The organism is Pseudomonas syringae, assembly GCF_021605415.1.
GTDB classification, from domain to species: domain Bacteria; phylum Pseudomonadota; class Gammaproteobacteria; order Pseudomonadales; family Pseudomonadaceae; genus Aquipseudomonas; species Aquipseudomonas syringae_S.
Genome location: NZ_WKEQ01000005.1, coordinates 184,357 through 203,083 on the forward strand (window position 1 = coordinate 184,357; position 18,727 = coordinate 203,083).

Below are 18,727 nucleotides of genomic sequence, written 5' to 3' on the forward strand. Positions count from 1 at the left end.
AACAGCGCAATCAGACCAACAGGAGTGTGCACGATGAGCCGTATCGAAACCGACAGTCTGGGCCAGATCGAAGTCCCGGACGACGCTTACTGGGGTGCTCAGACGCAACGCTCGCTGATCAACTTCGCCATTGGCCAGGAACGCATGCCGCTACCGGTCTTGCACGCCCTGGCCCTGATCAAAAAAGCCGCCGCGCGGGTCAACGACCGCAATGGCGACCTGCCCGCCGACATCGCCCGCCTGATCGAACAGGCCGCCGACGAAGTGCTTGATGGTCAACATGACGACCAGTTTCCGCTGGTGGTGTGGCAGACCGGCAGTGGCACTCAAAGCAATATGAACGCCAACGAAGTGATCGCCGGCCGCGCCAACGAACTGGCCGGCAATCCGCGCGGTGGCAAGACGCCGGTGCATCCGAACGATCACGTCAACCGCTCGCAGAGTTCCAACGACTGTTTCCCCACCGCCATGAGCATTGCCACGGCCCGCGCCTTGCAGGATCAACTGCTGCCGGCCATCGCCGAGCTGTCGGGTGGCCTGGCCGAACTGGCCGCGCGTCACATGAAACTGGTGAAGACCGGCCGCACCCACATGATGGATGCCACGCCAATTACCTTCGGGCAGGAGTTGTCGGGCTTTATAGCGCAACTGGATTATGCCGAACGGGCGATCCGCGCCTCGGTGCCGGCGGTCTGCGAACTGGCTCAGGGCGGTACGGCGGTGGGCACCGGACTCAACTCGCCGCACGGTTTCGGTGAGGCCATTGCTGCGGAACTGGCGGCGCTGTCCGGCCTGCCATTTGTCACCGCGCCGAACAAATTCGCTGCGCTTGCCGGCCATGAACCGCTGGTCACACTGTCGGGCGCCTTGAAAACCCTCGCCGTGGCGCTGATGAAAATCGCCAACGACCTGCGCCTGCTCGGCTCCGGGCCACGGGCGGGTTTTGCCGAAGTAAAACTGCCGGCCAACGAACCGGGCAGCTCGATCATGCCGGGCAAGGTCAACCCGACCCAATGCGAAGCGCTGTCGATGCTCGCCTGTCAGGTGCTGGGCAACGACGTGACGATCGGTTTTGCCGCCAGCCAGGGTCACCTGCAACTGAACGTGTTCAAACCGGTGATCATCCACAACCTGCTGCAATCGATCCGCCTGCTCGCCGATGGCTGCAGCAACTTTCAGCAGCATTGCATCGCAGGCCTGGAGCCGGACGCCGAAGTCATGGCGAACCATCTGGAACGCGGCTTGATGCTGGTGACCGCGTTGAACCCACACATCGGTTACGACAAGTCGGCGGAAATCGCCAAGAAGGCTTACAGCGAAGGGAAAACCCTGCGAGAGGCAGCGCTGGAGCTGGGGTATCTGACCGATGAAGAGTTTGATGCGTGGGTACGGCCGGAGAACATGATCGAGGCTGGCGCCAAGGGCTGAGTTTGGTAATCCGCTTTCGCGAGCAGGCTCGCTCCCGCAGGAAATTGCTATCCATGTGGGCGCGAGCCCGCTCGCGAAAAGATGTAATGAAGGTGTTCAGCCAGGCACAATCTTCGCCCGTCGCGCCCGCAACCCGGCAACCAGTGAAGGCCCCAACGCCACCAGCGCCGAACCCAGCACCACCAGCACCGCGCCGCCATAGCCCAAACCGTTGATCTGCTCGGCGTGCACATATGCCGGCCACCATGTTGCCGCCACCGCGACCGCGCCGAATGTCACCAGCGGCGTAATCGCCAATGTTGCACTGACTCGCGACGCCTCCCAATGCGCCAACGCTTCGGCAAACGCGCCGTAGGCAATCAGGGTGTTCATGCAGCACGCCAGCAGCAGCCAACCCTGCAACGGGCTCAGGCTCAACGCTTCAAGCGGATGTACCCACGGCGTGAGCAACAGGGCGCAGAATAGGTAGATCACCATCATCACCTGCAACGAATTCCATACCGTCAGCAATTGCTTCTGGCCCAAGGCGTAGAACGTCCAGACCGTCGAGGCGAGCAGCACCAGCAGGACGCCGGCGGTGTAATCCGACAGCGAAGTGAGCAGCTCCGCCAGACGCTGATTGAAAAACAGCACAAAGCCAATCAGCAGCACCAGCAGGCCAATCCCCTGCCCGATACTGAAACGCTCCTTGAATACGAACAGGCTGGCGATCAGTAACATGATCGGCCCCATCTGCACCACCAGTTGCGCCGTGCCGGGGCTTAGCAGGTTGAGACCCATCAGATACAGCACGTAATTGCCGACCAGCCCGAGCACCGCCATCAGCACCAGCCAGCCGCCCTTGGGGCCCAGCACTTTGCGGCTCGGCAGGCGCTTGACCGAGGCCAGGTAAACGAACAGACAGCCGCCGGACACCAGCAAACGAAACCAGGTCACCGTGACCGGATCCATCACTTGCAGCACCTGTTTGAGTTTGATCGGCAGGATTCCCCACAGAAACGCGGTCAGCAGGGCGAGAAATAATCCATATACCCAGCGACCCGATGAAACATGCATGACAACCCCAAAGCGATCTGACGAGAACCGCCAGTGTAGGCGCAGCCAGCGAAGGGACACAGGGACAGTTGCGCTCCGGCCGCGCCTGAAACTGTGCAGGTCGCAACGGATTATTGGCGCAATGCCATTGATCGGCTGCCCGGGCGAACCCAGTGCTTCAGGCATAAGCTGATTCGACACACCCATGGCCTTTCAGGAGACTTGCCATGTTAACCATGCGCGCCCAGGACGCCGCACCCGCCATGCGATTTCGCAGTGAACGGATTTGCCGAGTCAACGGTGATTTGTATTTCACCACCCGGGAAGACACGCTTGAGGGGCCGTTTGACAGTACCCAGCGAACCGAACAGGGCATCCGGGCATACATTGCGCGGATGCAGCTTCTGGATTCCAGGGCTTGATCCGCAGTGCTTCCATCGCGGGCAAGCCCGACTCCCACAGGTTTCTCGGCGTCATCGAAAACCGATGTCATCCCATAAATCCTGTGGGAGCCGGGCTTGCCCGCGATAGCTATAGAACAGGCAGTCAACCTCTCAGGGTTAACGCACCGCCTCAAACAACCCCGTAGCCCCCATCCCGCCGCCAACACACATGGTCACCACGCCATAACGCATATTGCGCCGTTGCAACTCACGCACCAGATGCCCTACCTGCCGTGACCCGGTCATGCCGAACGGGTGGCCGATGGAAATCGAGCCGCCGTTGACGTTGTATTTCGCGTTGTCGATTTCCAAACGATCGCGGCTGTACAAGCACTGCGAGGCGAACGCTTCGTTGAGTTCCCAGAGATCGATGTCAGCCACTTGCAAACCTTTGGCTTTGAGCAGTTTCGGCACCGAGAACACCGGGCCAATGCCCATTTCATCGGGCTCGCAACCGGCCACGGTGAAACCACGGAAAAACGCTTTCGGCTTCAAGCCCAGTTGCAGGGCTTTCTCCAGGCTCATCACCAGGGTCATCGAGGCACCGTCGGACAACTGCGACGAATTGCCGGCGGTCACCGACCCGTCCTCGGCAAACACCGGTTTCAACGACGCAAGGCTTTCAAGCGTGGTGTCCGGGCGGTTGCAGTCATCGCGCTCGACAACGCCATCCAGAATCTGCACCTGACCAGTGGCTTTGTCTTCCACTCGATACTTGACTGACATCGGCACGATTTCGTCATCGAACAACCCGGCCGCTTGCGCCTGAGCAGTGCGCTGCTGGCTTTGCAAGGCATATAGATCCTGTGCAGCACGACTGACGCCATAACGCCGCGCCACTGTTTCGGCGGTCTGCCCCATGGTGTGATAGATGCCGGGAGTCTGTTGCTGGAGCAGCGGATTGATCAAGTGATCGGTGTTGACGCTTTTCATGGTCAGGCTGATCGACTCAACGCCGCCCGCAACAATGATGTCGCTGCATCCGGAGGCGATCTGGTTGGCGGCAATCGCAATCGCCTGCAACCCCGAGGAACAGAAGCGGTTGAGGGTCATGCCGGCAGTGCCGGTGCCCAGGCGCGACAACACCGCCACGTTGCGGCCAATGTTGTAACCCTGCGCGCCTTCGTTGGAGCCCGCGCCGACGATGCAATCCTCGACGCTGGCCGGGTCGATGTCGTTACGCGAGAGCAGCGCGTTGACGCAATGCGCCGCCATGTCGTCCGGGCGGGTCTGGTTGAACTTGCCGCGAAAGGACTTGGCCAGGCCGGTCCGTACGCTGTCGACGATCACCACTTCACGCATGGCATACCTCAATTGTTGTTATCGGTTGGAAGTGGTTCGAGCATAAGTCCACCCCATTACCGACCGCGACAATCATTCACCTCGCGTATGCGTGTCCATCGGATCAGCCCTTGTGTTTTTTCGCCTGCTTGCCGGAGCGCTCGAAGGCGTCTTCCAGCGCCTGATTGATCGTGCGCAACACTTTCACCCGCGCCCAGCGCTTGTCATTGGCCTCGACCAGCGTCCACGGGGAAATTTCGGTGCTGGTGCGATCGACCATATCGCCCACCGCTGCGCGATAGTCATCCCACTTCTCGCGGTTGCGCCAGTCGTCTTCGGTGATCTTGTAGCGCTTGAACGGAATCTCTTCGCGTTCCTTGAACCGCTCCATCTGGGTGTCTTTATCGATGGCCAGCCAGAACTTGACCACGATGACACCGGCGTCGGCGACCTGCTCTTCAAAGTCATTGATCTCGCTGTACGCCCTCAGCCAGTCGGCGGGACTGCAGAAACCTTCGATCCTTTCGACCAACACGCGCCCGTACCAGGAGCGGTCGAACACCGTGAATTTGCCCCGCGCCGGAATGTGTCGCCAGAAACGCCAAAGATACGGCTGCGCCCGCTCTTCTTCGGTCGGTGCGGCAATCGGCACGATGTTGTACTGACGCGGATCGAGTGCTGCCGCCAGGCGTCGAATCGCGCCGCCCTTGCCCGCCGCATCATTGCCTTCGAACACCGCGACCAGCGCATGCCGACGCATGCGTTTATCGCGCATCAGTCCGGAGAGTCGCGCCTGTTCGTTGATCAGTTGCTCTTCGTAATCTTTCTTGTCCAGCCGCTGGTTCAAATTGAGGCTGTCGAGCAGGTTCAACTGATCCACCGCCATTCCCAGCGGCGCTGCCGTGACATCGTGGGTCTGGGTTTTCGGTCGCTTCAACGCACTTTGCAAACCTTCCAGCAGAATCTTGCCGACCGCCAGACTGCGGTAATTGGCGTCCTTGCCTTCAATGACATGCCACGGCGCGTAATCGCGGCTGGTGCGGCGCAGCACGCGCTCGCCATATTTGACGAATTTGTCGTAGGTTTGCGATTGCTGCCAGTCGAGTGGACTGATGCGCCAGCTGTGCAGCGGATCGTCGGCCAAGGACTTCAGGCGCGCCTTCATTTGCTTCTTGGACAGGTGAAACCAGAACTTGAAGATCAGCGCGCCTTCGTCGCAAAGCATTTTCTCCAGACGCTCGGCGGCGTTGATCGCCTGATCCAGTCGCGGATCCTTGAACAAACCATGCACCCGCCCCTGCAACATCTGGCTGTACCAGTTGCCGAAGAAAATCCCCATGCGCCCCTTGGCCGGCAGCATCCGCCAATAACGCCAGGCCGGTGGCCGCGCCAGCTCCTCATCGGTCTGTTGATCGAACGTGCGGACTTCGATCAGACGCGGATCCATCCATTCGTTAAGCAGTTTGACCGTTTCGCCCTTGCCCGCGCCTTCAATGCCATTAATCAGCACAATCACCGGAAAGCGTTTTTGCTGCTGCAATTCGTACTGGGCTTCGAGCAGCGCCTCACGCAGGGCCGGCTCTTCGGCTTCATAAGTGTCTTTGTCGATGGCGTGGCCGATTTCGGCGGATTCGAACATGGGACGGCTCCTTGGAAGGTTCTGCAAGACTAGCGGATCCTTTGATAGTAAGTAGCCCAAAAAAGATCGCAGCCTTCGGGCTCCAGGGTGTACGCCGTTCCTTTGTAAGAGCTACCGAAGGCTGCGATCTTTTCGGCCTCACAGAACTCTCCCCGGCCACCACACATCTAGCCTTGCCGTGGATCGGCTAGAATGCGCGCCTTGCCATCGCCGAGCCCGCCATGAAACCTGAATTGCCCCACGCCCAACTCGACTGGGACGACCAGGGACGCCCGCATTCGCGTGTGTTCGATGACGTGTATTTCTCCGACAAGTCCGGGCTGGATGAAACGCGCTACGTGTTTCTCGAACAGAACCTTTTGGCTGAACGCTTTGCCGCGCTGCCGAACGACGGGCGATTGGTGATCGGTGAAACCGGATTTGGCACCGGGCTGAATTTTCTCTGCGCCTGGCAGCTGTTCGAGCAACACGCCGTGGCCGGTGCACGGTTGCATTTTGTCAGTGTCGAAAAATATCCGTTGAGCCCTAGCGATCTGCAGCGGGCGCTTGCGCTGTGGCCTGATCTCAAGTCATTGGCGGATCAATTGCTGACCCGCTACGTGGCGATCCATCAAGGTTTTCAACGAATCGTGCTGGACAGCGGCCGCGTGACTTTGACGCTGTTGATCGGCGATGCCCTGGAGCAATTGCCGCAACTGGATGCGCAAATCGACGCGTGGTTTCTCGACGGTTTTGCTCCGGCAAAAAACCCGGATATGTGGACGGCCGAACTGTTTGCCGAACTCGCGCGACTGGCTGCGCCCGGTTCGACCATCAGCACCTTTACCAGCACCGGTTGGGTTCGGCGGCTGCTCAACGCAGCCGGATTCAAGATGAAGCGCACGCCGGGCATCGGCCATAAATGGGAGATCCTGCGCGGTGAGTTTCTCGGTTGGCCGCACGATGTTCCGTCACCCGCGCCGGACAAACCGTGGTTCGCCCGCCCCGCGCCAATTACCGCTGAACGCCGGGCGCTGGTGATCGGCGCCGGACTGGCCGGCTGTGCCAGCGCGGCATCCCTTGCCGCACGGGGTTGGCAGGTCAGCTTGCTGGAACGGCACGACGCAGTGGCCCGGGAAGCGTCGGGCAATCCTCAAGGTGTCCTCTATTTGAAACTGTCTGCCCACGGCACCGCGCTGTCGCAAATGATTGTCAGCGGTTTCGGCTACACCCGGCGCCTGCTCGAAACCCTGCAACGCGGGGTTGACTGGGATGATTGCGGGGTGCTGCAACTGGCGTTCAACGCCAAGGAAGCCGAGCGTCAGGCGCAACTCGCCGCCGCATTTCCTGAAGATCTGCTGCAATGGCTCGACCAGCCTGAAGCACAAACACAGGCCGGAATCGGTCTGGCCCATGGCGGCCTGTTTTACCCCGAAGGCGGCTGGGTGCATCCGCCAGCCTTGTGCCAGGCGCAAGCCAGCCGACCGAATGTCAAACTGCTGCGCCATCACGACGTGCTTGAGCTGCGCAAAGTCGATGAGCAATGGCAGGCCTTCGACGGCGAACGTCTTCTCGCCAGCGCGCCCGTAGTGGTACTGGCCGGTGCCGCCGACATTCAGCGTTTCGCGCAAAGCGCTGAACTGCCGCTCAAACGCATTCGCGGGCAAATCACCCGTCTGGTACAAACCGAACAGAGCAAGGCATTGGCGACGGTCGTTTGCGCCGAAGGTTATGTGGCGCCTGCCCGACTCGGCGAGCACACGCTGGGTGCCAGTTTCGATTTCCACAGTGATGACCTGACCCCGTCCACCGCCGAGCACCTGGGTAACCTGGCGATGCTTGAAGAAATCTCCACGGATCTGCTCTCGCGCCTGCGTATCGATGAACTGCACCCCGACCAACTCCAGGGTCGTGCAGCCTTTCGCTGCACCAGCCCCGACTACTTGCCGATCATCGGCCCCCTCGCCGGCCGCGATGCCTTTCTCCATGCCTATGCCGCGTTGAGCAAGGACGCCCGGCAAGTGCCGGAGATCGCCTGCCCCTGGCTCGACGGTTTGTACGTCAACAGTGGCCACGGCTCACGCGGCCTTATCACCGCGCCGTTGTCCGGCGAATTGCTGGCAGCCTGGCTGGAAAACGAGCCATTGCCGCTGCCCCGCAGCGTGGCCGAGGCGTGTCATCCCAACCGGTTTGCCTTGCGGCGCCTGATCCGGGGCAAATAACGCGTCTTCAGCGTCTGTGCTTTCTCGAACCGCGCCTGCATCTGCGTCAGGCCGGTTAACCCGCAGTAATTTCCATGAATGTAATTACCCTCTACCCCACCGGATTACACGTTCTGTGGTAACTCCAGCCAGGTTCGTCCGAATTGCTTATAACTGATCGTTCTAAAACTCCCACGTCTGCGCCGGGTCAGTTTTAGAGTACCCGCCATTCGGGCGCGGTACTGAATCACCCTCCCCAACGGAAAAACCGGTAAGGATTTTATGTGCGGATTAGCTGGCGAGTTACGTTTTGATCATCAACCTGCAGACCTTGCAGCCGTTGAACGAATCACCCATCACCTGGCCCCTCGCGGTCCCGACGCATGGGGCTTCCAGGCCCAAGGGCCGATTGCCCTCGGCCATCGCCGCCTGAAAATCATGGATCTGTCGGACGGTTCAGCGCAGCCGATGACCGACGGACAACTGGGTTTGTCCCTGGCCTTCAATGGTGCGATTTACAACTTCCCTGAACTGCGTGCCGAACTCGAAGAACTCGGCTATGCCTTCTATTCCGGTGGCGACACCGAAGTGCTGCTCAAGGGCTACCACGCCTGGGGCGAAGCGTTGCTCCCCAAGCTCAACGGCATGTTTGCTTTCGCCATCTGGGAGCGCGACGCCCAGCGCCTGTTCATCGCCCGTGACCGTCTCGGCGTGAAGCCGTTGTACCTGTCGCGCACCGGCCAGCGTTTGCGTTTTGCCTCGGCACTGCCGGCCCTGCTCAAGGGTGGGGACATCAATCCGATCCTCGATCCGGTAGCGCTCAACCATTACCTGAATTTCCACGCAGTGGTGCCTGCGCCACGCACGTTGCTCGCCGGCATTGAAAAACTGCCGCCCGCCACGTGGATGCGTATCGAAGCCGATGGCCGTACCGAACAGAAAACCTGGTGGACGCTGCCTTACGGTCCCCATGAAGACGAGAAAAACCTGACGCTGGAAGACTGGCGCGACCGCGTTCTTGACAGTACCCGCGACGCCGTGGCGATCCGTCAGCGTGCAGCGGTGGATGTGGGTGTTCTGCTGTCCGGCGGTGTCGATTCGAGCATGTTGGTCGGGTTGCTGCGCGAAGTCGGCGTGGAAAACCTGTCGACCTTCTCCATCGGTTTTCAGGATGCCGGCGGCGAGCGCGGCGACGAATTCCAGTATTCGGACTTGATCGCCAAGCACTACGGCACCCATCACCATCAATTGCGTATCGATGAAAAAGAAATCATCGAGCAATTGCCCGCCGCGTTCCGGGCGATGAGTGAACCGATGGTCAGTCACGACTGCATCGCCTTCTATCTGTTGTCCCGAGAAGTGGCCAAGCATTGCAAAGTGGTGCAGAGCGGTCAGGGCGCCGACGAATTGTTCGCCGGTTATCACTGGTATCCGCAAGTGGATGGCGCGGCCGATCCCTATGCGGCGTATCGGGAGGCATTTTTTGATCGCAGCTACGACGACTACGCCGCCACCGTGCAGCCGAAATGGCTGACCGCCAACGACGCAGCCGGCGACTTCGTAAAGGAACATTTCGCACAGCCCGGCGCCGATGCAGCAGTGGACAAGGCCCTGCGTCTGGACAGCACGGTGATGCTGGTGGACGACCCGGTCAAACGTGTCGACAACATGACCATGGCCTGGGGCCTGGAGGCTCGCACGCCGTTTCTCGACTATCGACTGGTTGAGTTGTCGGCGCGGGTGCCGGGCAAATTCAAGCTGCCCGACGGCGGCAAGCAAGTGCTCAAAGAAGCGGCGCGGATGGTCATCCCAAGTGAAGTGATCGACCGTAAAAAGGGTTACTTCCCGGTGCCCGGTCTCAAGCATTTGCAAGGCGACACGCTGAACTGGGTGCGCGAACTGCTGCTGGATCCGAGCCAGGATCGCGGCCTGTTCAACCCGGTCATGCTCGATCGCTTGCTCACCGACCCGCAAGGGCAACTGACCCCGCTGCGCGGCTCCAAGCTGTGGCAATTGGCGGCTCTGAACCTGTGGTTGAGCGAGCAAGGAATCTGATAGATGAAAGCTCATCCCACGGCTTATAACCAACGTTTGCTGCGCGGCCAGACGCCATCCTATGAACGCTTGCAGGCGCGCCTGGCCGAAGACGGCAGCACGCTGGCCGCCGACCCGATTGCCGTGCATTGCGGGTGGGGCCGGTTACTGATCGGCCATACCTTTCCCGACCCGGCGAGCCTCGCCCGCGAGTTGCTCAACGAGCAACCAGGTGAGCGCGATATCGCGCTGTACGTCGCCGCCCCGCAACAGATTCTGGGGCTGGAGCCGGCGCAGCTGTTTCTTGACCCGTCCGACACTCTGCGCCTGTGGTTCAGCGATTATCGCCAGGCTACTCGGGTGTTTCGCGGCTTCCGCATCCGTCGCGCACAAAGTGAAACGGACTGGCAAGGCATCAATACGCTCTACCAGGCTCGCGGCATGTTGCCGATCGATCCCGAGCTGCTCACGCCCCACCACCAAGGCGGACCGGTTTACTGGCTGGCCGAGGACGAGGACAGCGGCGCGGTGATCGGCAGCGTCATGGGTCTTAATCATCACAAGGCGTTCAAGGATCCGGAAAACGGCAGCAGCTTGTGGTGCCTGGCGGTCGACCCACACTGTTCGCGTCCGGGTGTCGGGGAAGTGCTGGTGCGGCATTTGATCGAACACTTCATGAGCCGTGGCTTGAGCTACCTCGACCTGTCGGTGCTGCATAACAACCGTCAGGCGAAAAGCCTCTACGCCAAACTCGGTTTTCGCAACCTGTCGACCTTCGCCATCAAGCGCAAGAACGGCATCAATCTGCCGCTGTATCTCGGCCCTGGCCCGGAAGCGGCGTTCAATCCTTATGCGCGGATCATCGTCGAGGAAGCCCATCGACGCGGCATTGATGTGCACGTGGATGACGCCGATGCGGGACTTTTCACACTGAGTTATGGCGGACGGCGGATTCGTTGCCGCGAATCCCTGAGCGACCTGACCAGTGCCATCAGCATGACCCTGTGCCAGGACAAAAGCCTGACCCACAAAGCGCTGAAGGCCGCCGGTCTCAACTTGCCGTCGCAGCAACTGGCGGGCAACGCGGATGACAACCTGGAATTTCTCGATGAGCACCAGCGGGTGGTGGTCAAGCCGCTGGATGGAGAACAGGGCCAAGGCGTTGCGGTGGATTTGCGGAGCATCGAAGAGGTGCAGCAAGCCATCGAAGCGGCGCGTCAGTTCGACAGCCGTGTGCTGCTGGAAAGTTTCCACGAAGGTCTCGATCTGCGGATTGTGGTGATCGGGTTCGAGGTCGTGGCAGCGGCGATTCGACGTCCGGCGGAAGTGGTCGGTGATGGTCAACACACCATTGGCGCACTGATCGAAGCGCAGAGCCGGCGTCGGCAGGCGGCCACGAGCGGCGAGAGCAAGATTCCGATGGATAACGAAACCGAACGCACCCTGCACGCGGCCGGTTACAACTACGACACGGTTCTGCCGGCCGGCGAGCATTTGTTCGTGCGCCGCACCGCGAATCTGCATACCGGCGGAATACTCGAAGATGTCACCGGGATTCTGCACCCGACCTTGGTCGACGCCGCCGTGCGTGCGGCGCGGGCGCTGGACATTCCAATGGTCGGCCTCGACCTGATGGTGCCCGCGGCCGATCAACCGGAGTACGTTTTCATCGAAGCCAACGAACGGGCCGGCCTGGCCAACCACGAGCCGCAGCCGACGGCTGAAAAGTTTGTGGATCTGTTGTTTCCGCACAGCCAGCCAGCGGTCTGAACCTTTCCTGATCGTTCCCACGCTCTGCGTGGGAATGACTCCACGGACGCGACGCGTCCGCCATGGGACGCAGGGCGTCCCGGGCTGCATTCCCACGCAGAGCATGGGAACGATCAGTCCTTCAACCATCAGGAGTTTCTATGACCCAACATCTTCCCGAACCGGATCTGATCTACCTGCAAAAAGTCTTGCTGGAAATGCTCGCCATTCCCAGCCCCACCGGGTTCACCGACACCATCGTGCGGTACGTGGCCGAGCGGCTGGAAGAACTTGGCATCCCCTTCGAAATGACCCGTCGTGGCACCATCCGCGCCACGCTCAAAGGCAAGAAGAACAGCCCCGACCGTGCTGTTTCAGCGCACCTGGACACCATCGGTGCCGCCGTCCGTGCCGTGAAGGACAATGGTCGGCTGACGCTGGCGCCGGTCGGATGCTGGTCGAGCCGCTTCGCCGAAGGCAGTCGCGTCAGTCTGTTCACCGACACCGGTGTGATTCGCGGCAGCGTATTGCCATTGATGGCCTCGGGGCATGCGTTCAACACTGAAGTGGATCAGATGCCGATCAGCTGGGATCACATCGAACTGCGTCTGGACGCCTACTGCGCGACGCGCGCAGATTGCGAATCCCTCGGCGTCAGTGTCGGCGATGTGGTGGCCTTCGATCCGTTGCCGGAGTTCACCGAAAGCGGCCACATCAGTGCCCGTCACCTCGACGACAAGGCCGGCGTCGCCGCGCTGCTCGCGGCGCTCAAGGCAATCATCGACAGCGGCCAGGAGTTGCTGATCGATTGCCATCCGCTGTTCACCATTACCGAGGAAACCGGCAGCGGCGCGGCGGCGGCATTGCCGTGGGACGTCAGCGAATTCGTCGGCATCGACATCGCCCCGGTCGCCCCCGGCCAGCATTCCAGCGAGCACGCGGTGAGCGTGGCGATGCAGGATTCCGGCGGGCCTTACGACTACCACTTGTCACGGCATCTGCTGCGCCTGGCCGGCGAGAATGAACTGCCCGTGCGCCGAGACATCTTCCGCTATTACTTCAGCGATGCGCATTCGGCGGTGACGGCCGGCCACGATATTCGCACTGCCCTGCTGGCTTTTGGTTGCGACGCCACCCATGGTTATGAACGCACGCACATCGACAGCCTGGCAGCGCTGAGTCGCTTGCTCGGTGCCTACATTCTGAGTCCGCCGGTGTTTGCCAGCGATGCTCAGCCGGCGAATGCTTCGCTGGATAACTTCAGTCATCAGATCGAGCATGACGCGCAGATGGAAAGCGAAACGCGGGTGCCGTCGGTGGACAGCCTGGTGGGGCAGCGTTCGGATAGTTAAGGCTTGGCTTGAGATAGCGTTCGCGGGCAGGCGCGCTTCCACACGGACAACGCGTGTCCAACGGTAGGAGCGAGCCTGCTCGCGAATGGTCAGATCAGGCAGCGTCTTAACCTCAGACTGGCCCATAACCCTCATTCACCGTAGCATCGCGCCATTACCTACACAGAGGTGCCCATGCTGATTCCCCACGACCAACTTGAAGTCGACACGCTTACCCGCCTGATCGAAGACTTCGTCACCCGCGACGGCACCGACAACGGTGACGACACACCACTGGAAACCCGCGTATTACGCGTGCGTCAGGCGTTGACCAAAGGTCAGGCGCTGATCGTGTTCGATCCGGAGAGCGAGCAGTGCCAGTTAATGCTCAAGCATGACGTGCCCAAGCATCTGTTCGACTGAACCGCTCAGCGATTGCCGTTTCGAGCCCGTTTTTGCTGGATGCGCTGATAGACCTCGGCCCGATGCACTTCGACCTGCGTCGGTGCTTCAACGCCGAACCGCACGCTTGAGCCGTTCACGGACAAAACGCGCAGGGTTATGTTATCGCCGATGGAAATCAACTCGCCCACGACGCGGCTGAGTACAAGCATAGGAAAGCATCCTTGAGGGTTATCGAGCCCTGAAGATGCGCGGGTTGCGCCTTTCAGACAATGCGCTCCCGGCAAATCAGTCATGCCCTACGCGATGGAAAGCCAAAGCCTTAGGACATTTCCTGCAAACCGCCTGAAAATCCATATTCAGGTAGCAGAAAACCGTGGCCCGAAGAGAATGATGCTGGCGCCGATCACGCATAACGCCACGCCAATCCAGTCCGATCCCAAGGGGCGAATACGCTCGACCACCGCCAGCCAGCCGATGGAAGCAACGATGTAAATGCCGCCATAAGCGGCATAGGCACGACCGGCATAAGTCGCTTCAATGCGCGTGAGCAACAGTGCGAACAACGCCAGGCTGGCCAGCGCCGGGATTACCCACAAGGCGCTTTTGCCCTGACGCAACCACATCCAGAAAGCGAAGCAACCGGCGATTTCAAACAGTGCGGCGAGAAAAAACCAAAGGTAATTAAGCATGCAAATGTCTCGTCAGGATGACCGTTGCGGCCACCCTAACGACGCGGCATCACGCGGGCAAGTTCAACTGTTGGTTTGCCTGGACTTGGCGCGCATCTTCTCGGCCATCGAAGCCATTTCGTTGTAGAGCAATTGCGGGTTTTTCTGCTTGATTGCCCAAGCCATCCGACCTTGCTCGTGAGGCAGGATCATGAACTCGCCGGCGGCAACTTGCTGATAGATGTAGTCGGCAATGTCTGCTGCGCTGATCGGCGAACTTTCCAGCAACTTGCCGACCTGAGCTTTCATCGCCGGTGTCGGGCCACGGAAAGAATCAAGCAGGTTGGTCTGGAAGAACGACGGGCAGACGACATGAACGCCGACTTCCTGTTGCCCCAGTTCAATCAACAGGCTTTCGGACAACGCCACCACACCGGCCTTGGCCACGTTGTAATTGCTCATTGCCGGGCCCTGCATCAACGCGGCCATGGAGGCGATGTTGATGATCTTGCCTTTGCTTTGTTCAAGCAACGGCAGGAATGCCTTGCAGCCTTTGACGACGCCCATCAGATTGATCGCGATTTGCCAGTCCCAGTCTTCCAGGGACAATTCGCTGAAGAAGCCGCCCGACGCCACACCGGCGTTGTTGACGATGATATCGATGCCGCCAAAATTGACTTCGCACGCCTGGGCGAAAGCCGTGAGCTGGCTGTAATCGCGCACGTCACAGCGCAGGGTAAACCCGTCGCCTCCCGCCTCCCGTACGAGTTTGAGGGTTTCCTGCAACCCGGAATCGCTGACATCGGACAAGGCCAGTCGCCAGCCTTCACGCGCCCAGCGCAGCGCGATTTCGCGACCCAGGCCCGAGCCTGCGCCAGTGATCATCATGCGATTTTGCATAGCAGACAGCCTTGTTGTTCCGGGGAAGATGCGCGGAGTGTAGCGAAGGATGCACAGCGATCCACGCTCCATCAGATTGCTGAATGGTGAGCGAAAACCGTGGCTGCAAGGTCGAAAGATCGCAGCCTTCGGCAGCTCCTATACAAACCCTCTGCCTCATCTCTTGTGTTGTAGGAGCTGTCGAGTGCAACGAGGCTGCGATTTTTTGATCTTTAAAAGATCGCGGCCTTGCGCGATGCCCACCGTTTTAAAACGGAATAACCGGGCAATCCAAATACATTAAAAAAACATTGAATTTTCTGTCATTCGCGCGAGTCGGAGTTTGTAAGCCGTCTGCATTAAGTTGGACTTCAGACGCCTCTTGAATACCAAGACTTTTCCGCCACTATCAACAAGGAAATCGACATGGGCACAATTCTTATCATTATCCTGATCCTGTTGCTGATCGGTGGTCTGCCTGTCTTCCCGCACTCCAGAAGTTGGGGTTATGGTCCTTCGGGCATCATCGGTGTAGTGCTGGTCGTACTGTTGGTGCTGTTGTTACTTGGCCGGATATGACGATTTAAAGCATAAAAAAAGAGGCCCTTGAAAAAGGGCCTCTTTTTTATTGCGCCGATTAATCAGTCCGGCTTGCCGTCAACCACACCGGCGGTGTTGTCGATCAGGCTTTTGGTCGCAGTCTGAATAAACGATTCAAGTTTTTGCTTCAACGCCGCTTCGTCAGCCGACGCCGGGATCACTTCGCCTTTCGGATTAGCGCCCAGCTCGTATTGATAAAGCTTGGGCGGCATTTCCTTGGGCAGTACCAGCACGCGATCCGCGGTGAGCAGCGCCACGGTCTGATCGCTGCCTGATGGCTTGATCACGCCGAAGCCCTTGTCGCCTTCCGGCAGGTTCAGCAGGTCGCGACCCCAGCACTGATGGATCACGTCACCACCGATGCGTCCCATGATGGTCGGCACGATGTCGATCTGCGTACCCACGGTGTGGTCAAGCTGGCCGAACTTTTCCTGCATGCCAGGGGCAATCATCAGCATCGGCACGTTGAAGCGACCCAGATCCATTTCGGTAATCTGCTGCTCGTTGCCGAAGCCGTGGTCGCCAACAATCACGAACAAGGTTTCTTTGAAGTACGGCTCCTTGCGGGCCTTCTCGAAGAACTGACCCAACGCCCAGTCGGAGTAACGCATGGCGGTCAAATGTTCATTGAGGCTGCCACGATCGGTCACGCGCTCGACCGGCAATGGCGTCGGCAAAGCGTACGGGGTGTGGTTGGACAGGGTTTGCAGCAAGGCATAGAACGGTTTTTTGTCCTTGCCGTCGCGGGCTTTCAACTCTTCCAGACCACGGTTGAACATGTCCTGGTCGGACACGCCCCACGTCGGGTCGGAGAACACCGGGTTAACGAAATCGTTACGACCGATGAAGTTGGTCATGCCCTGGTTGCTGAAGAAACCGGACTGGTTGTCCCACGCGAAGTCACCGTTGTAAACGTAGACGTCATCGTAGTCACGAGCGCTGAGCAACTGCGGCAGACCGGACAGTTTGTGGCTGCCTTCCGGCGTCTGCATCAGGTATTCGAAGCCCGGCAGGTTGGGGAAACATGCCATGGTGGCAAACATGCCCTGGTGGGTATGAGTGCCGTTGGAGAAAAAGCGGTCAAACAGCAGGCCTTCTTTCGACAATTGGTCGAAGTAAGGCGTGATGTTGCCCGGACGGCCCAGCACGCCAACCGAATGACCGGCGAAGCTTTCCATCAGGATGACGACAACGTTCTTGATCGGCAGCGTCTTGTCGGCGTTCGGTGTGTAGTTACGACGCACCGCCGCGGTGTCGGCGTCGACCAGTTTGTCGCTCGGGGTCAAAAGCATGTCCCGCACGGTCTGCTGGGCGACTGGCTGTTCCACCGTGGCTTTCCAGACGTTGTCGCGATCTTCGGACATGCGGCTTTTCGCAGCAGCGATCAACGACAGCGTGCCGTTGAGACCGAGCTGGTTGGCGAAGTTCGAATCGGTGGTGTAGACGTCGCCCCAACGCAGCGGCGGGCCCTGACGCAACGTGCCGCGAGCGGCCGTAACGCAAATCAACAGGCAAATGAAGAACACCCCCAGGCGTGCATACCATGGCGCCACTTGGCGGGTGCCAATGCTGCCACCGCTGAACGGGCCGCGCGGTCGGGTCAAACGATCGGCGCCTTTGAATGCCAGGGTCAGAATCAACGTGCCCACGGCCCAGGCCAGCAGGTAACGCGCCACCGGAAAACCGTACCAGAGCATGCTCATCACGGTTTTCGGGTCTTCTTTCACGTACTGGAATACCAGGCCGTTGAGGCGCTGGTGAAATTCACGATAGAAGTCCATTTCCATGAGGCCGAGGAACAGCGCGATGCTGGATACCACGGTCAGCCACAGACGGAAAAAACCGCGCGCGGCCATGGCCCGCACGCTGAACAGCGCCAGCAGTAACGGAATGGAAAGGTACACCACCAGGCGGATGTCGAAACGTAAGCCGTTGGCGAAGGCTTCGAGGAACAACGAGGCGGGCGTATCAAGGATCATTTCGCGGTTGTAGACCAGCAGCGCCAGGCGCAGCACGGAAAACATCACCATCATGATAAGGGCGCACAACAGCGTGTAGGCCAGATGCGATTTGACGGTCGGTTGCAGCAGGCGATTTGAAGCTCGCTGCTGATTCAGGGCGTCCGGGTTTGCCATGTCGTTTTAGGACCCATTGGAAGTTGAAGTTGCGAAAAAACTGCCCTCTGTTGGCCAATCCAGGCCCCGGGGCTTGCGCGGTGCGCAAATGTTGCACGATCACTGACGCCATTGCCATTGATTACTGCCGCCCTCCCCGGTTCTTTCATTTGATGAACTCGGTGGCGGCGGCAAGATGAAAACGGCGCGGGCGGATTGTCTTTAACACTTTGTGAAAATTTCGTGCAACGCATATCCGGAAACACAATAAGCCTGAAAACAAAACGCCCCGAACCGGTCGGGGCGTTTGTCCGGCGCGGCGAATATTACTTCTCGGCGCGCTCTTTCAGGGCTTTAAGGGTATTGAACGGAGCGTCGACCACAAACTTGTTGGCGACCATGGCCGGGACGCTGCCGCCCGGTTCGGTGTGAACCTGATAAGTCACTTCGACTTGATCGCCTTTGGGCACGAACTTCCAGAATCCTTTGACCTGAGTGACCCGGACAAAACCCTTTTCTTCTGGAATGTACTTCGGCACGCCTTCCAGATTACGGGTCAGGCTACCGTCGGCACCTTCGACGGTGGTGACGTGCAACACCGAATCACGCGGGGTCACGGGCCATGGCGTGTTGAACTGTGTGTAAGTCCAGCTCTGGTCGCCTTCATGCTTGAGCAGCTTTTGGGTCTTGCATTCGTGAATCCACGCACAGGCGCCGGAAACATCTTCCTGCAAGGCCTTGAGCTTGGCGACGGTGGTTTTCATCAGCGCCACGCCCTGATAAGCCTTGTAGTCGGAACCTGGAATTTCGCTAAGGGAGACCTTGATACCCTCTTCGTTTTTCGCGACTTTCCAGTCTTCAGCCTGCGCGACCGAAGTGGCCAGCACAGCGGTCAAACCACACAACACAGCGATACGATGCAGCGAACCCATAGTCTTATT

The 18,727-nt window shown here is 59.5% G+C and carries 16 protein-coding genes; 8 read left to right on the forward strand and 8 right to left on the reverse strand.

The window, feature by feature from the left end; all coding sequences use genetic code 11:
• The first annotated feature begins 33 nt into the window (after nt 1-33).
• Nucleotides 34-1,428, forward strand: coding sequence for a class II fumarate hydratase (locus tag GIW69_RS05500; protein ID WP_236481121.1), 1,395 nt, complete (start codon nt 34-36; stop codon nt 1,426-1,428).
• Between the two features lie 96 nt (nt 1,429-1,524).
• Here GIW69_RS05500 and GIW69_RS05505 read toward each other — a convergent pair whose 3' ends face one another.
• Nucleotides 1,525-2,484 carry a DMT family transporter gene (locus GIW69_RS05505; protein ID WP_236481122.1) on the reverse strand — a complete coding sequence of 320 codons (960 nt, stop codon included), beginning with the start codon at nt 2,482-2,484 and terminating at the stop codon, nt 1,525-1,527.
• A 206-nt stretch (nt 2,485-2,690) separates the two neighbouring features.
• Between GIW69_RS05505 and GIW69_RS05510 the strand changes: the two genes are divergently transcribed.
• Nucleotides 2,691-2,885 carry a DUF6316 family protein gene (locus tag GIW69_RS05510; protein ID WP_236481123.1) on the forward strand — a complete coding sequence of 65 codons (195 nt, stop codon included), beginning with the start codon at nt 2,691-2,693 and terminating at the stop codon, nt 2,883-2,885.
• Nucleotides 2,886-3,023: 138 nt separating this feature from the next.
• On the opposite strand, the gene GIW69_RS05515 is transcribed toward GIW69_RS05510, so the two are convergent.
• Together GIW69_RS05515 and pap are read right to left on the reverse strand one after the other, a co-directional pair.
• Nucleotides 3,024-4,208 carry a thiolase family protein gene (locus GIW69_RS05515; RefSeq protein WP_236481124.1) on the reverse strand — a complete coding sequence of 395 codons (1,185 nt, stop codon included), beginning with the start codon at nt 4,206-4,208 and terminating at the stop codon, nt 3,024-3,026.
• 103 nt (nt 4,209-4,311) lie between these two features.
• Nucleotides 4,312-5,826, reverse strand: a complete 1,515-nt coding sequence (pap, locus tag GIW69_RS05520) for a polyphosphate:AMP phosphotransferase (protein ID WP_236481125.1) — start codon at nt 5,824-5,826, stop codon at nt 4,312-4,314.
• Nucleotides 5,827-6,047: 221 nt separating this feature from the next.
• On the opposite strand from pap, the gene mnmC reads away from it, so the two are divergent.
• The 5 genes from mnmC to GIW69_RS05545 all read left to right on the forward strand — a co-directional run bounded on the left by mnmC (nt 6,048) and on the right by GIW69_RS05545 (nt 13,543).
• Complete coding sequence (gene mnmC / locus GIW69_RS05525; RefSeq protein ID WP_236481126.1) at nt 6,048-8,027, forward strand: bifunctional tRNA (5-methylaminomethyl-2-thiouridine)(34)-methyltransferase MnmC2/FAD-dependent 5-carboxymethylaminomethyl-2-thiouridine(34) oxidoreductase MnmC1; 1,980 nt, start codon at nt 6,048-6,050, stop codon at nt 8,025-8,027.
• A gap of 261 nt (nt 8,028-8,288) precedes the next feature.
• Nucleotides 8,289-10,061: an N-acetylglutaminylglutamine amidotransferase gene (locus tag GIW69_RS05530; RefSeq protein WP_236481127.1), complete on the forward strand. Its 1,773-nt coding sequence runs from the start codon at nt 8,289-8,291 to the stop codon at nt 10,059-10,061.
• A 3-nt stretch (nt 10,062-10,064) separates the two neighbouring features.
• A complete protein-coding gene (gene ngg / locus GIW69_RS05535) occupies nt 10,065-11,810 on the forward strand; it encodes an N-acetylglutaminylglutamine synthetase (protein ID WP_236481128.1) in 1,746 nt (581 codons plus the stop codon).
• A gap of 140 nt (nt 11,811-11,950) precedes the next feature.
• Nucleotides 11,951-13,141 carry an osmoprotectant NAGGN system M42 family peptidase gene (locus GIW69_RS05540; protein ID WP_236481129.1) on the forward strand — a complete coding sequence of 397 codons (1,191 nt, stop codon included), beginning with the start codon at nt 11,951-11,953 and terminating at the stop codon, nt 13,139-13,141.
• 174 nt (nt 13,142-13,315) lie between these two features.
• The gene (locus tag GIW69_RS05545; RefSeq protein WP_003199186.1) at nt 13,316-13,543 is read left to right on the forward strand and encodes a YheU family protein; all 228 of its coding nucleotides are present in this window, start codon (nt 13,316-13,318) and stop codon (nt 13,541-13,543) included.
• A 5-nt stretch (nt 13,544-13,548) separates the two neighbouring features.
• Here the strand turns inward: GIW69_RS05545 and csrA are convergent, their stop codons facing one another.
• The 3 genes from csrA to GIW69_RS05560 all read right to left on the reverse strand — a co-directional run bounded on the left by csrA (nt 13,549) and on the right by GIW69_RS05560 (nt 15,093).
• The gene (gene csrA, locus GIW69_RS05550) at nt 13,549-13,734 is read right to left on the reverse strand and encodes a carbon storage regulator CsrA (protein ID WP_236481130.1); all 186 of its coding nucleotides are present in this window, start codon (nt 13,732-13,734) and stop codon (nt 13,549-13,551) included.
• Nucleotides 13,735-13,881: 147 nt separating this feature from the next.
• Nucleotides 13,882-14,214: a YnfA family protein gene (locus GIW69_RS05555; protein WP_236481131.1), complete on the reverse strand. Its 333-nt coding sequence runs from the start codon at nt 14,212-14,214 to the stop codon at nt 13,882-13,884.
• A gap of 63 nt (nt 14,215-14,277) precedes the next feature.
• Complete coding sequence (locus tag GIW69_RS05560) at nt 14,278-15,093, reverse strand: SDR family oxidoreductase (RefSeq protein WP_236481132.1); 816 nt, start codon at nt 15,091-15,093, stop codon at nt 14,278-14,280.
• Between the two features lie 399 nt (nt 15,094-15,492).
• Between GIW69_RS05560 and GIW69_RS05565 the strand changes: the two genes are divergently transcribed.
• Nucleotides 15,493-15,651 (forward strand): DUF3309 family protein, encoded by a 159-nt coding sequence (locus GIW69_RS05565; RefSeq protein ID WP_169432680.1) that lies wholly within the window; start codon nt 15,493-15,495, stop codon nt 15,649-15,651.
• Between the two features lie 62 nt (nt 15,652-15,713).
• Here GIW69_RS05565 and GIW69_RS05570 read toward each other — a convergent pair whose 3' ends face one another.
• Both GIW69_RS05570 and GIW69_RS05575 read right to left on the reverse strand, forming a co-directional pair.
• Entirely contained in the window at nt 15,714-17,807 is a 2,094-nt protein-coding gene (locus tag GIW69_RS05570; protein ID WP_236481133.1) for an LTA synthase family protein, read from the reverse strand.
• Nucleotides 17,808-18,112: 305 nt separating this feature from the next.
• The gene (locus GIW69_RS05575; protein WP_236481134.1) at nt 18,113-18,718 is read right to left on the reverse strand and encodes an START domain-containing protein; all 606 of its coding nucleotides are present in this window, start codon (nt 18,716-18,718) and stop codon (nt 18,113-18,115) included.
• Between the last annotated feature and the right edge of the window lie 9 nt (nt 18,719-18,727).

What these genes read in the sequence shown, in the direction of transcription:
- csrA (WP_236481130.1), bottom strand. Translation starts at nt 13,734, where the DNA reads ATGCTTGTACTCAGCCGCGTCGTGGGCGAGTTGATTTCCATCGGCGAT.
- mnmC (WP_236481126.1), top strand. Translation starts at nt 6,048, where the DNA reads ATGAAACCTGAATTGCCCCACGCCCAACTCGACTGGGACGACCAGGGA.
- GIW69_RS05510 (WP_236481123.1), top strand. Translation starts at nt 2,691, where the DNA reads ATGTTAACCATGCGCGCCCAGGACGCCGCACCCGCCATGCGATTTCGC.
- GIW69_RS05560 (WP_236481132.1), bottom strand. Translation starts at nt 15,093, where the DNA reads ATGCAAAATCGCATGATGATCACTGGCGCAGGCTCGGGCCTGGGTCGC.
- GIW69_RS05540 (WP_236481129.1), top strand. Translation starts at nt 11,951, where the DNA reads ATGACCCAACATCTTCCCGAACCGGATCTGATCTACCTGCAAAAAGTC.
- ngg (WP_236481128.1), top strand. Translation starts at nt 10,065, where the DNA reads ATGAAAGCTCATCCCACGGCTTATAACCAACGTTTGCTGCGCGGCCAG.
- pap (WP_236481125.1), bottom strand. Translation starts at nt 5,826, where the DNA reads ATGTTCGAATCCGCCGAAATCGGCCACGCCATCGACAAAGACACTTAT.
- GIW69_RS05505 (WP_236481122.1), bottom strand. Translation starts at nt 2,484, where the DNA reads ATGCATGTTTCATCGGGTCGCTGGGTATATGGATTATTTCTCGCCCTG.
- GIW69_RS05500 (WP_236481121.1), top strand. Translation starts at nt 34, where the DNA reads ATGAGCCGTATCGAAACCGACAGTCTGGGCCAGATCGAAGTCCCGGAC.
- GIW69_RS05515 (WP_236481124.1), bottom strand. Translation starts at nt 4,208, where the DNA reads ATGCGTGAAGTGGTGATCGTCGACAGCGTACGGACCGGCCTGGCCAAG.
- GIW69_RS05570 (WP_236481133.1), bottom strand. Translation starts at nt 17,807, where the DNA reads ATGGCAAACCCGGACGCCCTGAATCAGCAGCGAGCTTCAAATCGCCTG.
- GIW69_RS05575 (WP_236481134.1), bottom strand. Translation starts at nt 18,718, where the DNA reads ATGGGTTCGCTGCATCGTATCGCTGTGTTGTGTGGTTTGACCGCTGTG.
- GIW69_RS05530 (WP_236481127.1), top strand. Translation starts at nt 8,289, where the DNA reads ATGTGCGGATTAGCTGGCGAGTTACGTTTTGATCATCAACCTGCAGAC.
- GIW69_RS05545 (WP_003199186.1), top strand. Translation starts at nt 13,316, where the DNA reads ATGCTGATTCCCCACGACCAACTTGAAGTCGACACGCTTACCCGCCTG.
- GIW69_RS05555 (WP_236481131.1), bottom strand. Translation starts at nt 14,214, where the DNA reads ATGCTTAATTACCTTTGGTTTTTTCTCGCCGCACTGTTTGAAATCGCC.